This is a genomic window from Massilia sp. P2_C2 (genome assembly GCF_056404615.1).
Genome location: NZ_JBFUDR010000151.1, coordinates 1 through 14,529 on the forward strand (window position 1 = coordinate 1; position 14,529 = coordinate 14,529).

Sequence of the window (14,529 nt, forward strand, 5' to 3'; positions counted from 1 at the left end):
TTGCTGCGCTGCATCGGCAGCGGCCCGATCAGCGGTCTCGACGCCGACACGGGCCGCGTGAAGTGGGCCGAGAACGCCAACCCCGGCTACATGCCGCAGGATCCGACGGAAGAATTCGCCACGGACCTGAACCTGACCGACTGGATGGGCCGCTGGACCAAGGAAGGCGACGACGACCAGGCCGTCCGCTCGATCCTGGGACGCCTGCTGTTCGGCGGCGACGAGGTCAAGAAGTCCGTGCGCGTGCTGTCCGGCGGCGAGAAGGGCCGCATGATGTACGGCAAGCTGATGCTGGGCCGCCACAACGTGCTGCTGCTCGACGAGCCGACGAACCACATGGACATGGAATCGATCGAATCGCTGAACATCGCACTGGATAAGTACGCCGGCACCCTCATCTTCGTGTCGCACGACCGTGAGTTCGTGTCGTCGCTGGCGACCCGCATCCTCGAGATCAAGGAAGACCGCATCATCGACTTCCAGGGTAATTACGAGGATTACCTCAAGAGTCAAGGCCTGGATTGATTTTCGTGACGCAATACGTAATGTCGTGAATTTCGTAGGGTGGGCACGCCGTGCCCACGCGGACGTTGGCGTCATGCGGACGTTAAGCGTGGGCACAGGGTGCCCACCCTACGCCACATAAAGGACTACAATCGGCGGCATCCCGGCTGGTGCCGGCACCGCCCTGCGATCATATTGCTTATGAATACCATTGCCCCCGTTAAAGTCTTCGAATACGACCGCCCGGTCGGCGGCGTCTGTTCCACCGCCGAAGCCTGGGCCCGTACCCCGTCGCCCCTGGAAGTTGCCGAGAAGACCGCGCTGAAGGACCGCATCCGCCGCCTGCTGAAGGAGCGCGAAGCCGTCCTCGTCGCGCACTATTATGTCGATGCCGACCTGCAGGACCTCGCCGAGGAAACGGGAGGTTGTGTCTCCGACTCGTTGGAAATGGCCCGCTTCGGCCGTGACCACCCCGCGAAGACGCTGGTCGTCGCCGGCGTGCGCTTCATGGGCGAGACTGCGAAGATCCTGAGCCCGGAAAAGACGATCCTGATGCCGGACCTGGACGCGACCTGCTCGCTGGACCTGGGCTGCCCAGCCGACGAGTTCGCCGCGTTCTGCGACCAGCACCCGGACCGCACGGTCGTCGTCTACGCGAACACGTCCGCGGCCGTGAAGGCGCGCGCGGACTGGATGGTGACGTCGTCGATCGGCCTGGACATCGTGAAATACCTGCACGACCAGGGCAAGAAGATCCTGTGGGCGCCGGACCGCCACCTGGGTTCGTACATCCAGAAGCAGACCGGTGCCGACATGCTGCTGTGGCAGGGCTCCTGCCTCGTGCACGACGAGTTCAAGGGTGTTGAACTGGACCTGCTGCGCGCCGAGTATCCGCATGCGAAAGTCCTTGTCCACCCGGAATCGCCGGCCAACGTCGTCGCCCAGGCGGACGTCGTCGGCTCGACCACCCAGCTGATCAACGCGGCGCAGACGATGGACGCGACGCACTTCATCGTCGCCACCGACAACGGCATCCTGCACAAGATGCGCATGGCCGCGCCGGGCAAGACGCTGATCGAAGCCCCGACCGCCGGCAACAGCGCCACCTGCAAGAGCTGCGCCCACTGCCCGTGGATGGCCATGAACGGCCTGCAGAACCTGGCCGACGTGCTCGAAGCCACCGATGGCAGGAACGAGATCTTCGTCGACCCGGAAATCGGCAAGCAGGCGAAGCGTTCCATCGACCGCATGCTCGACTTCGCCGCCGCCAAGAAGGCGAAGGCACTGCCGACCGGTTCGCTGGAACAGGAAGCCAAACTTTTCTCGGGAATCGGACCCGCATGAGCAATTTGCAGAATCCATACGCCACTGAGCCTTACGCCCCCGAAGGGCAATTCGACGACAAACTGCAGGCCGCGTTCGAACAGAACCTGCTGGCCGCGTTGCTGGAAGACGTCGGCAGCGGCGACCTGACGGGCAAGCTCGTGCCGGAAGAACCCCGCGCGCAGGCCCGCGTGATCGTGCGCGAGCAGGCCGTCCTGTGCGGTGCACCATGGTTCGAAGGCGTCATGTGCGCCGTCGACCAGGACATCGAGATCGACTGGAAGTACGCCGAGGGCGACATGATGGCCGCCGACAGCGTCGTCTGCACCCTCTCGGGCTCGCCGCGCTCGCTGCTGACGGCGGAGCGCTCGGCGTTGAATTTCCTGCAGCTACTGTCCGGCGTCGCGACGGCCACGCGCACCTATGTGGACGTGATCGCCGGCACGAAGGCGCAGATCCTCGACACGCGCAAGACGCTGCCGGGCCTGCGCATGGCGCAGAAATACGCCGTGCGCGTGGGCGGCGGCGCCAACCAGCGCATGGCGCTGTACGACGGCATCCTGATCAAGGAAAACCACATCGCAGCCGCGGGTGGCATCACGCCGGCGCTGCAGGCGGCGAACGCGCTGGACGCGGGCGTGTCGATCCAGATCGAAGTCGAATCGCTCGCCGAACTGGAGGAAGCGCTGGGTGCCGGCGCCACGTCTGTCCTGCTCGACAATTTCGACCTGGACATGATGCGCAATGCCGTGCGCGTCAATGCGGGGCGTGCGCTGCTGGAAGCATCGGGCGGCATCAATATGCAAACCGTGCGGGCGATCGCGGAGACGGGTGTCGACCGGATCTCGATCGGCAGCCTGACCAAGGACGTCAAGGCCACCGATTATTCCTTGCGTGTCGTCGGATAACGGTCGGCATTCGGCGTAGGGTGGGCATTTGAGGCCGGGGGCCTCAAATGAAACGAACCCACGCGTTACGTCAACGTACCGCAAACGTCCGCGTGGGCACAGGGTGCCCACCCTACGGCACTTTAGGTAACGAAAGGTTCACGTTCCACTCTCGCTGGCCCGCGCCAGCGCCTCCGCCTGCGGATTCCTGCGATACACGGATTCGCCCACGCGCGCCGCAATCCCGTCGATCGCCGCCACCACCTTGTCTGTATGCGTGTAATGCGTCATGTGCCCGATACCGGGATGCAGGTGCAGTTCGCTGTCCGGCAGGCGCTCGTCCAGGCGTTCCGAGTTGTGGCCGAAATCGACGATCTTGTCCTGCGTGCCCGCCATGAGCACGACAGGCACTTTCAGTTCGGTGTAGTGTTTCGCGAGCGCCAGTGCTGACGGGACCATCATCGCCGTCTCGGCCGCGCTGGCGCGCAGCTGGCTCGGCCGCAAAATCATCCACACCGGCAACTCACGGAAACGCGGATCGACCTGCTGCGGCGAGAATACCCGTTTCGTCAGCGGTCGCCACAGCATGCGCGTGACCAGCGGCGACACCGTGTAGCGCAGCACGTCGCCTACAAGCGGGATCGCGGGCCCGGACAGCAGCGGCACGTCAGCGCGCAGGCTCGGATAGTAATAGCCCGACAGCAGCACGAGGCCGCGCACGAAGTCCGGCACCTCCAGCGCCATCGCCAGCGCGACGAGCGTGCCCCACGAGTGGCCGAGGACGATGGCGGAATCGACGCCGATCTCCTGCAGCGCATGATGCAGCAGCCGGGCCTGCGCCTGCGGTGTCCACACCTTGCTGCGCGGCCGCTCGCTATAGCCGAAGCCCGGGCGGTCGAAAGCGATCACGCGATAGTGCTCGGCGGCTTTGTCCATCAGCCCGCTACACTGGAAATCGCTGGCCAACACGCCATTGCCGTGCAGCAATACCAGGACGGGACCGCTGCCGCGCTCCACGTAGTGCAGGCGCACGCCGTCGACTTTCACGAAGCGGCCCTGCGGCGGATTCTCGGCCTCGGCCCGTTTCGTCTTGGAACGCACATAAAAATAAGAGGCCGCAAGGCCGAGACCGGCCAGGAGGGCCCCTGCCTGCCATGGTGAATTAGACAACGTGCTGCGCAAAGTTTTCGTCACAGTATTCCCCCGTCGAGTGGTATGGATGGCTTGTCTCCTTCAGTCCGATCCGAGCCCTTGGTCAGCAATTCCAGTGCGAGCGGCAAGACCCGCTCGGCCGATTCTTCGATCTTGATGTCGAGCAGTTCGTCGGCGCGCGTGCGGCCGAGGTTAATGGCGGCCATCGGCTTGCGGGCCGCCTGCGCCATGCGGCAGAACCGGAAACCCGAATACACCATCAGCGACGACCCCACGACGAGCAGCGCGTCCGCGCGCTCCATCTGTTCCAGCGCGATGGCCGTGCGCGCCGGCGGGACGTTGTCGCCGAAAAAGACGACGTTGGGCATCAGGGTGCCGCCGCAGCAGGTGCAGAAAGGCAGCCTGAAGTTGGCCAGTTCGGTCGGTTCGACCGAGGCGTCGCCATCCGGCAGCGGTGTTGCATTCGCGCCCGCCATGTGCGGATTGAAATCCTCCAACTGGCCCTGCACGAACGCGCGTGGGAAGAGGGCGGAGCAGTCCAGGCACACGACCGTGTGGATATTGCCGTGTAATTCCAGCACGCCATGGGTGCCGGCCTGGCCGTGCAGGCCGTCCACGTTCTGCGTCAGCACCGAACCGATGCGCCMGATCCGCTCCAGCCCGGCGATCGCGCGATGACCGTAGTTGGGCCTGGCCTGCGCGAGCACGGGCCAGCCAATCATGCTACGTGCCCAGTAGCGCCGCTGCACCGTCTCGGAGTTCCGGAAATCCGGTCCGTGGATCGGCGGCTTGCCGCGCCGGATGCCGTCACGATCGCGGTAATCGGGTATGCCGGACGCCGTCGACAGCCCCGCGCCTGTCAATACGAGGGCGCGCGGATGGCGGTCGAGGAATGCGGCGATCCGCGCCGCGTGGTCGTGGATGGTGAATGCTTCGGCCATCGCTTTTGTCTCCTTCTGCATGGGATCGTAACACCCTTGATGCTCGAACGAAAACACGATTCCCGCAGCCATCACCGCGGCGCGGCTGGATCAGCGCCGGGCCGAGACGACGATGCCGCCGACAATGAGGAAGAAGGCCAGCACGTGGTAGGCGTGCGGCATCTCGCCCAGGAAGGCGGACGACAGCAGCGCCGTGAACAGTGGCGTCAGGTTGACGAAGAACGCGCCGATCCCCGGGCCGGCCCGGCGGATGCCCGCGCCCCATAACGCGAACGCCAGAACGGCCGGACCCACCGCGACGAACATCAATGCCGCGACGACGGGCCAGCTCCACCTGATCGGGTGGGCGCCGAGCGCCCATTCGGCGCCGGCAAACGCGCCCGACCAGGCCAGGCCGAATGCGACTTGCGCGCCCAGGAAGGCGGCCCAGTCCGCGCGCAGGGCGGGCTCGTCCTGCGGTTGCAGCAGCATCCAGCTATAGAACGACCAGGCGATCGTCGCCAGGATCATGTAGAGATCGCCCGCGACGAGCCGCAGCGCGAGCAACTGGTCGACGTCGCCGCGGCACAGCACGACCAGCACGCCGACGACGGACAGCAACGCCCCCGCCACCTGGCGCGTGCGCACCGGCATGCCGTAGAACAGCCGCCCCACGAGCATCATCCACACCGGCATGCCGGACGCGACGAGGGTCACGTTGATCGGCGTCGAACTTTGCAGGGCGAGGTATTGCAAGGAGTTGTACATGCCGATGCCCAGCAGCCCCAGCAGGGCGTAGCGGCGCCAGCGGGTCCGGATGGCGTCCAGCACGCCGGCCTGGCGCAAGGTCGCCCAGCCGAGCGGCAGCAGGACGGCCAGGGCGATCGTCCAACGCAGCAAATTCAGCGTCATCGGCGGCACGGCCCCACGCACGAGGCGGCCGACGATCGAATTCCCGGCCCACAGCAGCGGCGGGATCGTCAGCAGCAGGACGGTGGAAGGCGTCAGTTTCTGGTTCATGGAAGACGACGTGCGGCCGGCGCGGGAATGCGCCGGCCTCGGGAGGAGGATCAGCGCCGGCGCGGCGTCAGCACGCTGGGCAAGGCCTTGGGCAGCGTATCCGGATAGTCGCGCGAGAAGTGCAGGCCGCGGCTCTCGTGGCGCGACAACGCGCTGCGCACGATCAGGTGCGCCACCTCGACCAGATTGCGCAGCTCCAGCAGGTCATTGGTGACGCGGAAATTGCGGTAGTACTCGTCGATCTCTTCCTTCAACAGCTTGATGCGGTGCTGCGCGCGTTCCAGGCGCTTGGTGGTGCGCACGATGCCGACGTAGTTCCACATGAAGCGGCGCAGTTCGTCCCAATTGTGGGCGATGACCACTTCCTCGTCCGCGTTCGTTACGCGGCTCTCGTCCCAGGCGGGCAGCAGCGGCAGGTCGACGGACGGCGCCGCGGCGATCTGGTGCGCGCATGCGCGCCCGACGACGAGGCATTCGAGCAGCGAATTGCTGGCCAGCCGGTTCGCGCCGTGCAGGCCGGTGTAGGCCGTCTCGCCGACGGCGTAGAGACCCGGGATGTCCGTGCGGCCGGCCAGGTCGGTGACAACGCCGCCGCACGTGAAGTGCACGGCCGGGACGACCGGGATCGCTTCCTTCGTGATGTCGATGCCCAGCTCGAGGCAGCGCGCGTAGATGGTCGGGAAGTGTTCCTTGATGAATTCCGGGCTCTGGTGCGAAATGTCCAGATGGACGTAGTCGAGGCCGCGCTTCTTCATCTCGAAGTCGATGGCGCGCGCCACGACGTCGCGCGGGGCCAGCTCGCCGCGCTCGTCGTGCGCCGGCATGAAGCGGGTGCCGGCCGCCGGACCCGCCTCGGGTGGCAGCTTCAGCAGGCCGCCTTCGCCGCGCACGGCTTCCGTGATCAGGAACGATTTCGCGAACGGGTGGTACAGGCAGGTCGGGTGAAACTGGATGAACTCCATGTTCGACACGCGGCAGCCGGCGCGCCAGGCCATCGCGATGCCGTCGCCCGTCGCCGTGTCCGGGTTCGTCGTGTACAGGTACACCTTGCCGGCGCCGCCGGTGGCCAGTACCGTGTGTTCCGCCTCGAAGGTCTGCACCGTGCCGCTCTTTTCGTCCTGCACGTACAGGCCGTAGCAGCGCGGCTGGCCGACGAGGGCCGGGCCGCTGTGCACGCCATCCGGCTGCAGCTTGTCGGACGTGATCACGTCGATCGCGCAATGGTGTTCGAACAGCGAGATGTTCGGGTGGGCCCGCACCTTCTGCTCCAGCGTCACCTGCACGGCATGGCCGGTGGCGTCCGCGGCGTGGATGATGCGGCGCTGGCTGTGGCCGCCTTCGCGGGTCAGGTGGAAGCCGAGTTCCGCCGTCTCGTCGCGGGTGAACGGCACGCCTTGCTCGATCAGCCACTCGATCGCCTCACGTCCGTGTTCGACGATGTAGCGGGTGGCCGCTTCGTCGCRCAGTCCGGCGCCGGCGACGAGCGTGTCGGCGATATGCTGGTCATGGCTGTCGCCGGAGTCCAGCACGGCGGCGATGCCGCCCTGCGCCCAGTTGCTGGCGCCGTCCAGCAATTCGCGCTTGGAGATGATGGCGACCTTGCGGGTCTGTGCCAGATGCAGGGCAACCGACAGGCCGGCCAGGCCGCTGCCGACGATGGCTACGTCAAATTTCATCGCAATCTCTTGGTTTTGCTTTTGTAAAGAGGCATCACTATAGACGATTTGGGGTAGGTTTGTCCGTGATAAAGCTGTTCAGCATCCAGTCATCCCGGTGCCGGATGGCTGAAAACGCGGTCAACGGCTTCAGCGCGCGCCGCCACGCGCATCCGCGAGCACGGCGGCGTACAGGCGACGATAACCTGCCGCAGTCGCCGTCCAGTTGTGTGTGGCGGCGACTGCGTGCACGGCAGCCTGTCCGAGCGCACGCAGGCGGGCGGTGTCGTCCAGCAACTGCGCGAGCACGTCCACCAGCGACATCCCGCTGCCGGCCGCGAACAGCATGCCGCTGTGACCGTGGACGAGCAACTCGCGGTGGCAGRCGATGTCGGACGCGACGACGGCGCAGCCGCGCGCCATCGCGTTCAGCAGGTGGCGCGACGGGGCGAGCGCGGCCCTGCCCGGCAGCGCCGGGAATACGGCGACGTCGGCCCGCGCCAGCACATCCGCCGCGCGCCTGCCTGGGAGACTTCCCGTGACGCGCACATACCCGTTCAGGCCCGCCGCCGCGATCTGCCCGTCCAGCCAGGCCGTCCGGTCACCGCCACCGGCGACCACCAGCCGCAGCGCCCGGTACCGGCGCCGCAATGCGCGGAGCGCGTCCAGCAGCAGGTCGATGCCGCCGTCCCCATCGGGCTCGCCCGCAAAGGCGAGCAAAGGTGCATCGACCAGCCCGGGTGGCGCCGGATCGGCCCGCGGCACGGGCTCGACATCGGCGGCGGACGGCACGATGGCGATCCGGCGCGGCCGCACGCCATTCGCGCGCAACGCCGCGCGCATCTCCAGGCTGGGCGCGGCCAGCGCATCGGCCCGCGTGCAACAGAACCGCGCGAGGGACCGGGTACCATATCCACCGGCGGCGCGGCGGTCGGCTTCGACCACGAGCGGCAGCCGCCGCAGACTGGCCACGGGCCACGCGGCGGCCGCGTGCATGCTCGGCGCGTGCACGTGGATCACGTCCGGCCGCGTGAGGGCGGCCACCTGGCGCAGCCGCAAGCCCAGCGCGACCATGTCCACCGCGTCCCGCCAGCGGCCCGGCGGGCGTGCAAACCGGGGGATAATCGGACACGAAGACGTGGTGCGGTACAGGTGCCAGGCGTGATAAGGCCACCCGTCCGCCGCCGGGTGTGGGACTTCGATGCCGGCGCGCTCGGGACCTGCCAGGTGCACCGTCTGCACGCCTTGCGCGCGCAGCTCGGCCAGCAGCGCGCGGGTACGCCTGCCGTAATCGGTCTGCCGCGCGGCAGCGGCGTCGAGCACGTGAAGGACACGCATCAGGGCACCTGTCGCAAGCCATCGGCCGTCGCGCTGCGCGTGAGCGCGTCGTAGACCGCCAGATAGTCGCGTGCCATCGCCGGCATGCTGTGGCGCGYGATGACCTGGCTGCGGGCCCGCGCGCCGTGGCGCGTCGCCATCTCCGGGATGCGGCAGTAATCTGCGATCGCGGAGGCGAGCAGCTCCGTCGACATCGGGGGCACGAGTATGCCCGTGAACCCCGGATGGACGAGTTCCGTGTTGCCGCCCACGGCCGACGCCACGACCGGCAGCCCTGTCGCCATCGCCTGCAGGATCGTGTTCGAGCGGTCCTCGGCGAGCGACGGCAGCACGAACAGGTCCATCGCGCGCAGCAGTTGCGGCACGTCGGCGCGGGCGCCCGGGAGCCMCGCCCGTGCCGCGGCGCCGGCCCGGTGCAGCAGTGCCTGGCACTCGGCGCGGGCCGGTCCGTCGCCGACGAGCAGCAGCCGCAGCTTGTGGTGCGCCGGATGGGGCGAGGCGATCAGGCGCAGGAACGCCTCGACGAGCGTCGTGTGGTTGCCCGCATCGTCCATGCGGCCCACGCTGCCGACCACGAACACGCCGTCGTGCATGAATCCCGGCGGACCGACGGCGGCGGCGGGACCGAGCCGGGGGTGGAATTGCACGCTGTCGACGCCGTTGGCGATCTGCGAGACGCGCGCCGGCTCCGCCCCGACGGCGTCGACCAGCCATTGTTCGAGGTCACTGCTGACGGCGACGAAATGGTCGATCAGCGGGCACAGCAAGCGCAGCAGCAGGCAGCCCGCGAACCGCCCGCGCTGCGAACCGCGCGCGCCGGGGCCGCCATCGCCCATGCATCCGTGTTCCGCGTGCACGCGCAGCTTGACGCCGGCGAGCGCGGCGACGACCTGCGCCGGCAATCCGGCGCCGTCGCGGGTGTGGATGACGTCGGGACGGAGCGAGCGCAGCACACCGAACATGCGCACATAATGCAGCGGGTCGGGTCCGGCGCGCTTGTGCAGGTTGACGATCTCGACGCCGTGCGCGCGCATGTCGCCCTGGTAGCCGCCGCTGTCGTGCAGACACACGATGGCATGGCGATAGCGCTCGGGCGGCAGGTGGCGGATCAGGTTCAGGAGACTGTGCTCCACCTGCGCCGCATCGAGCGCATCGACGACGTGGACGACCAGGCGCGGCCGCTCATCCGGTTCGGATAGCGTTGCCCCCACGGGATTCTGGGCACCCATGCGTGTCATGACAGGAGAAGGTCGTTATGCCGTTCGATACGCATCCTGGCACCCCCACGCTCGTTGACGATTGGCCCTGCGCCGGTACATCCGGCTGGCGCTGGGAACAATTATATTGCGGTGCAACGTGGGGCTTTGACCGCTTGATGGCGCCGTTGACTCGTCTCAAGAAATGGCCCGAAGCACGCAGCAACACGTCACCGCTGCGGTCCAACCGTGCGTGCGGGCAGCCATCCGTACGCCGCCGCACTGATCGTGGTTCCCGACCGGCCCGGACGACGAGCACGCCGTCCTGATCCGCGTGGAGCCGCATTCGGCCGAATACCGGGACTCGAACGACAGCAGGATGGTGCGCCTGTTCGCGATGGCGAAAGCGGCCATGACGGGCACCAGGCCGGACATGGACCCGGAACATCGCAGGTTCTAGCTGTAAGTACGCAAGTCCCTGATTGGATTGAGGAATTCCTCTCTTGCAATAATCAGAGCGGCTGGCGTACAGTACACGCTTCTTTGAAGGAACGTGAATGAGGCTGGACGGGCAGGGCTGGGCGGCATGACGGCGCCGCTGGAATGGGCAGCGAACGGGCTGACTGCCGCGGCGATCCTGCTGGCTGGCCGCAACAACGTCCATACGTGGTGGACGGGCATCGCCGGCTGCACGCTGTTCGGCATCCTGTTCGCGCAGAACCGGCTGTATGCCGACGTCGCGCTGCAGGCATTCTTCGTCGCGACGAGCATTGTCGGCTGGTGGAAATGGTTGCGCGGCGACCATGGCGAGCCCCTGCCCATCACGMACGCCGGCGCCGCCAATCTCGCGTGGACGGTGCCGCTCGGCGTCGCCGCCACCGCCGGCTATGGCGCACTGCTGCACTTCACGACCAACGCCTACGCACCGTTCCTCGATTCGGCCGTGCTCGTGTTTTCCATCATCGGCCAGATCTTCATGATGCAGCGCCGGGTCGAGAACTGGGGTTTCTGGCTGCTCGTGAACAGCATCGCCGCGCCGCTGTACTTCAGCCGCTGACGGCCGTGCTGTACGCCGGCTTCTGGATCAATGCCATCGTTTCCTGGCGTAACTGGTACCGACTGGCTGCGCAACATGCGGATGCCGCCGTGTCGTCCGTTCCTTCGACTTTCGAAACATAACGCCCGTCACACTGGGCGCCTGTCGAACATTTGCACGAAAGTGTATGTGCTAAGCTGGCGCTCTTGCGCGCAGACCGGGAGATACCGGCCGTCGGCTTCATCGGGATGTCCGGGACAGATTCCACCCATCCACCAAGCAGGAATAGATGTCTTACGACGATTTCAAAGCCTGTATCGAGGCCTGCCAGGCCTGTGCCGTCGCATGCGACCGCTGTTCGACGGCCTGCCTGCAGGAAGACGACGTCAAGAAGATGGCGCGTTGCATCGCTCTAGACATGGATTGCGCCCAGATGTGCCGCACGGCTGCCGCCATGATGGCGCGCGGCAGCGACTTCGCCCAGGCCGTGTGCAGCCTGTGCGCGGACGTCTGCACGGCCTGCGGCGACGAGTGCGGCAGGCATCCGATGAACCATTGCCAGGCATGCGCCCAAGCGTGCCGCGCGTGCTCGGACGCGTGCCGGCGCATGGCGGGCGCCGCCTGACCCGCCGCCAGTAGATTAGCGCCGCGGCGGCGCGAGGTCGTCCTCGTCCTGGTTGCCGCCCGTTTCCGGCGCGCCCAGCCCGGTCGATCCGGGACTGGCCTGGCGGCTGCGCGTATCCTGGTAGCCGCGGTTGATGGCCGTCGCGGCCGTTCCGGCACCTTCGGCCTCGTCCTCCGGCGCGCCCTGGCGGCTGCCCGCGGCACCAGACTGGCTCGCCCCGCGAGACATCGGCGCTTCTTCTTCCGGTCGGGGCTGGGTGCCGCTGCCACCGGTCTCGGCCATCGTCTCGTAGGTGAGGGTACTGCCCTGTTCGCCGCTCGTGGGGTTTCCGACGCCGATCGTCGCCGACTGCTCGTTCTGTCCGCCCTTGCCGGGCTGCGCCGCTTGTGCGTTCATCTCTCCTCCTCGTCGTCTACATGATAGATGAGCGATTGTCGCCGCGCGCGGCGGCGCCGTCTGTCGGCATGCGCTGCGCGTGCATGTAGGAGCGCGGCTCTAGTCGAACCAAACATGAGTAGCTGTGTCCAATCATGATCATGGAAAGCACAATGGGAATTGAACAGGCCGCCAGGCTGCGGACTTCGGTCAAAACTCCGCAGCACTGTGAGCGTGAGGGGCCGCTTGTCCCGAAGGCGCGCACCGCCAGTAACCGGCGCCGTTACACTGAGAGCCAGCTGCGCTCGGTATTGGAGAGCGATCATGTTGCTGGCGCACCGGGTCAGGATTGAGGCGAGCGCAGCCCAGCGCGATTATTTCGCGCGCGCCGCCGGCTCGGCCCGCCGCGTCTGGAACTGGGCCTTGGCCGAATGGAAGCGCCAGCTCGCGACCGGCGAGAAGCCAAACGCGATGGCGCTGAAAAAACAGTTTAATCGGATCAAGTATTCGGATTCCGACTGGCTCGATGCCGAGGGGCGGCCGTGGCTGCGCACCATTCACCGCGACGCCCACGCACAGCCTTTCGCCAACCTGGCCAGGGCGTGGTCGCGCTATTTCGAGCGGCGCCGCGGCGGCCAGCCTGCGCAGCCGCCGCGCTTCAAGAAGAAGGGCCGCTGTGTCGATAGCTTTTACGTGGCGAACGATAAATTCCGCCTGGACGGCATGACTGCCGTGCTGCCGAAGATCGGGCGGGTGGCGCTATGTGAAGCGCTGCGCTGGCCGGGCCGGATCCTCGGCGCGAGTGTTTCGCGCGAGGCGGACCACTGGTTTTTGTCGGTCCAGGTCGAGGTGCCTGAACAGGATGCGCGCCGCCGTCGCACGGGCGACGGGATCACTGGCGTGGACCTCGGCGTGAGCAGCGCCGCGACGCTGTCGAGCGGCGAGAAGATCGCTGCGCCGCGGCCGTTGCGGGCCGCACTGGACCGACTGCGCATCCGCAGCCGGCGCCTGTCGCGCAAGCTGGAGGCCGCCAAGGCCGCGGTTGGCCTGAAAGGGCCGATCCCGAAAGGCACGCGCCTGCCGGTGTCGAAGAACCGAAGCAAGGGAGCGAAGGCGCTGGCGCGCTTGCAGGCCCGCATCGCGCGGGTGCGCCGCGATTTCACGCACAAGCTCACGACTCGCCTCTGCCGCGAGAACCAAACGGTAGTGATCGAGAATTTGCACGTGAGCGGCATGCTGGCCAATGGTCGCCTGGCCCGCGTGATAGCCGACGTCGGCTTTTACGAGGTCCGGCGCCAGCTGCAGTACAAGGCCATTCGCTACGGCACCCGGATCGTGCTGGCGGACCGCTGGTATCCGTCCAGCAAGCTCTGTTCGGCCTGCGGAACAAAATACGCCGCGCTGGGACTCGGAGAGCGGACCTGGATATGCGCGGCGTGCCGCGCGCATCACGACCGCGACGTGAACGCGGCGGTCAATCTGCAACGGCTCGCCACCGGCGCCCACGCGGCGCAAACGGCGCTACCCGTGGCGAGCCAGGCGGTGACGCCGGGCACTGCCGCCGGCGCTGGGCCGGCGGGAGGCGGGAAAGTGACGCCTGCCAGGCACGAGCACGGTCAGCAGGACGGCTCGGGGCAGGAAGAGATCGGTGAGCACTTGTGCTCACCTTCTCGATAGCAGTGCGGCTCAGACCGGGATCTCGGACATCCCGCCGCCCGCGCTGCCGAATTCCTGCAATTGCTCGAGAGACAGACGGCGGTCGTTGAGGGCGGCCAGGATGGCTTGCAGCTGCTCGGGATCGGGCTGGATGTAGACGATACGCTGCTCGATCTGGTTCTCCCAGCAGCGGGTGTAGGGCACGTCGGTCTCGGCCATGATCTTCGCGTCGAAACTGCCGTCGCGCAACTCGCCGAACAGCGTAACCCGGGTCGTGTCGGGCGTCGTGTTTTTCACCGTGATGCTCATGCAGGCTCCTTTCCGTTTTCCATTCGCACGTCGTCACGGCCATTGTCCCGTAGGCCCGGCCGGCCTGCAAACGGCGGTTCAAGCGTGCGCGGCAACCGCAAATGAAAAATGGCCGGCGGCTCGCGCCGCCGGCCATCCATGCTCCGCTTTTAAACGGAGTACGGCTGGACCATTACTGGTTCACGCCCGACTGGTCGTGCGGGACCGTGACGGTCGCCGTCTTCACCGTCTTGTTGCCGGCCTTGTCGGTCGCGGTATAGGTGACGGTGTAGACGCGATCCTTCTCGGCACGCACGCTGAAGGTCGTCGACGGGGTGCCGAAGTCGGAGTGGATGTCACCCAGGCCGCTGTCCGGCTTGTCGCTCGTGATGCTGGTCAGGACCACGGACTCGATGCCCGCACCCGCATCCGTCGCGGACAAGGTCGCGATGACCGGCACCATCGTGTGGTTCGGCGGCCAGATCGTGGACTTGTCCAGCGTCACGTTAAGCGTCGGCGCCGTCTTGTCGACCTTGAACTGGATGGTCTTGGTC

The 14,529-nt window shown here is 66.9% G+C and carries 15 protein-coding genes and 1 pseudogene; 7 read left to right on the plus strand and 9 right to left on the minus strand.

Translation table 11 applies throughout. The annotated features are described in order from the left end of the window. The 3 genes from AC1DYX_RS17660 to nadC form a co-directional block, all read left to right on the plus strand. On the plus strand, positions 1-525 hold a 525-nt coding region (locus AC1DYX_RS17660; RefSeq protein WP_477261114.1), incomplete at its 5' end, for an ATP-binding cassette domain-containing protein. A gap of 180 nt (positions 526-705) precedes the next feature. Next, positions 706-1,848 (plus strand): quinolinate synthase NadA, encoded by a 1,143-nt coding sequence (nadA, locus tag AC1DYX_RS17665; protein WP_477261116.1) that lies wholly within the window; start codon positions 706-708, stop codon positions 1,846-1,848. Then, entirely contained in the window at positions 1,845-2,735 is an 891-nt protein-coding gene (gene nadC / locus AC1DYX_RS17670; RefSeq protein ID WP_477261118.1) for a carboxylating nicotinate-nucleotide diphosphorylase, read from the plus strand. Before nadA ends, nadC begins: the two co-directional genes overlap by 4 nt. Positions 2,736-2,873: 138 nt before the next feature. Here nadC and AC1DYX_RS17675 read toward each other — a convergent pair whose 3' ends face one another. The 6 genes from AC1DYX_RS17675 to AC1DYX_RS17700 all read right to left on the minus strand — a co-directional run bounded on the left by AC1DYX_RS17675 (position 2,874) and on the right by AC1DYX_RS17700 (position 10,028). Further along, positions 2,874-3,884, minus strand: coding sequence for an alpha/beta fold hydrolase (locus AC1DYX_RS17675; protein WP_477261120.1), 1,011 nt, complete (start codon positions 3,882-3,884; stop codon positions 2,874-2,876). Between the two features lie 20 nt (positions 3,885-3,904). Next, on the minus strand, positions 3,905-4,807 hold the full coding sequence (locus tag AC1DYX_RS17680) for an NAD-dependent protein deacetylase (protein ID WP_477261122.1): 903 nt from the start codon (positions 4,805-4,807) through the stop codon (positions 3,905-3,907). Between the two features lie 90 nt (positions 4,808-4,897). Further along, positions 4,898-5,806 (minus strand): DMT family transporter, encoded by a 909-nt coding sequence (locus tag AC1DYX_RS17685; protein ID WP_477261124.1) that lies wholly within the window; start codon positions 5,804-5,806, stop codon positions 4,898-4,900. Between the two features lie 50 nt (positions 5,807-5,856). Continuing rightward, positions 5,857-7,482 (minus strand): L-aspartate oxidase, encoded by a 1,626-nt coding sequence (gene nadB, locus AC1DYX_RS17690; RefSeq protein ID WP_477261126.1) that lies wholly within the window; start codon positions 7,480-7,482, stop codon positions 5,857-5,859. Positions 7,483-7,611: 129 nt separating this feature from the next. Further along, positions 7,612-8,799, minus strand: coding sequence for a glycosyltransferase family 4 protein (locus tag AC1DYX_RS17695; RefSeq protein WP_477261128.1), 1,188 nt, complete (start codon positions 8,797-8,799; stop codon positions 7,612-7,614). Then, on the minus strand, positions 8,799-10,028 hold the full coding sequence (locus tag AC1DYX_RS17700) for a glycosyltransferase (protein WP_477261130.1): 1,230 nt from the start codon (positions 10,026-10,028) through the stop codon (positions 8,799-8,801). Before AC1DYX_RS17700 ends, AC1DYX_RS17695 begins: the two co-directional genes overlap by 1 nt. Before the next feature lie 265 nt (positions 10,029-10,293). On the opposite strand from AC1DYX_RS17700, the pseudogene AC1DYX_RS17705 reads away from it, so the two are divergent. From AC1DYX_RS17705 to AC1DYX_RS17715, 3 genes and pseudogenes are all read left to right on the plus strand, one after another. Beyond that, positions 10,294-10,455, plus strand: a pseudogene (locus tag AC1DYX_RS17705) (pyridoxamine 5'-phosphate oxidase family protein); the annotation flags it as partial. A gap of 93 nt (positions 10,456-10,548) precedes the next feature. Next, entirely contained in the window at positions 10,549-11,052 is a 504-nt protein-coding gene (gene pnuC, locus AC1DYX_RS17710; protein WP_477261132.1) for a nicotinamide riboside transporter PnuC, read from the plus strand. A gap of 268 nt (positions 11,053-11,320) precedes the next feature. Beyond that, positions 11,321-11,656 carry a four-helix bundle copper-binding protein gene (locus AC1DYX_RS17715; RefSeq protein ID WP_477261134.1) on the plus strand — a complete coding sequence of 112 codons (336 nt, stop codon included), beginning with the start codon at positions 11,321-11,323 and terminating at the stop codon, positions 11,654-11,656. Positions 11,657-11,671: 15 nt separating this feature from the next. Here the strand turns inward: AC1DYX_RS17715 and AC1DYX_RS17720 are convergent, their stop codons facing one another. Then, on the minus strand, positions 11,672-12,052 hold the full coding sequence (locus tag AC1DYX_RS17720) for a hypothetical protein (RefSeq protein ID WP_477261136.1): 381 nt from the start codon (positions 12,050-12,052) through the stop codon (positions 11,672-11,674). A gap of 303 nt (positions 12,053-12,355) precedes the next feature. On the opposite strand from AC1DYX_RS17720, the gene AC1DYX_RS17725 reads away from it, so the two are divergent. Beyond that, a complete protein-coding gene (locus AC1DYX_RS17725; RefSeq protein WP_477261138.1) occupies positions 12,356-13,708 on the plus strand; it encodes an RNA-guided endonuclease InsQ/TnpB family protein in 1,353 nt (450 codons plus the stop codon). A 9-nt stretch (positions 13,709-13,717) separates the two neighbouring features. Here AC1DYX_RS17725 and AC1DYX_RS17730 read toward each other — a convergent pair whose 3' ends face one another. Beyond that, a complete protein-coding gene (locus AC1DYX_RS17730) occupies positions 13,718-13,996 on the minus strand; it encodes a hypothetical protein (protein WP_477261140.1) in 279 nt (92 codons plus the stop codon). A 172-nt stretch (positions 13,997-14,168) separates the two neighbouring features. After that, positions 14,169-14,529, minus strand: a 361-nt coding sequence (locus AC1DYX_RS17735; RefSeq protein ID WP_477261142.1) for a cadherin repeat domain-containing protein, incomplete at its 5' end; no start/stop codon positions are given.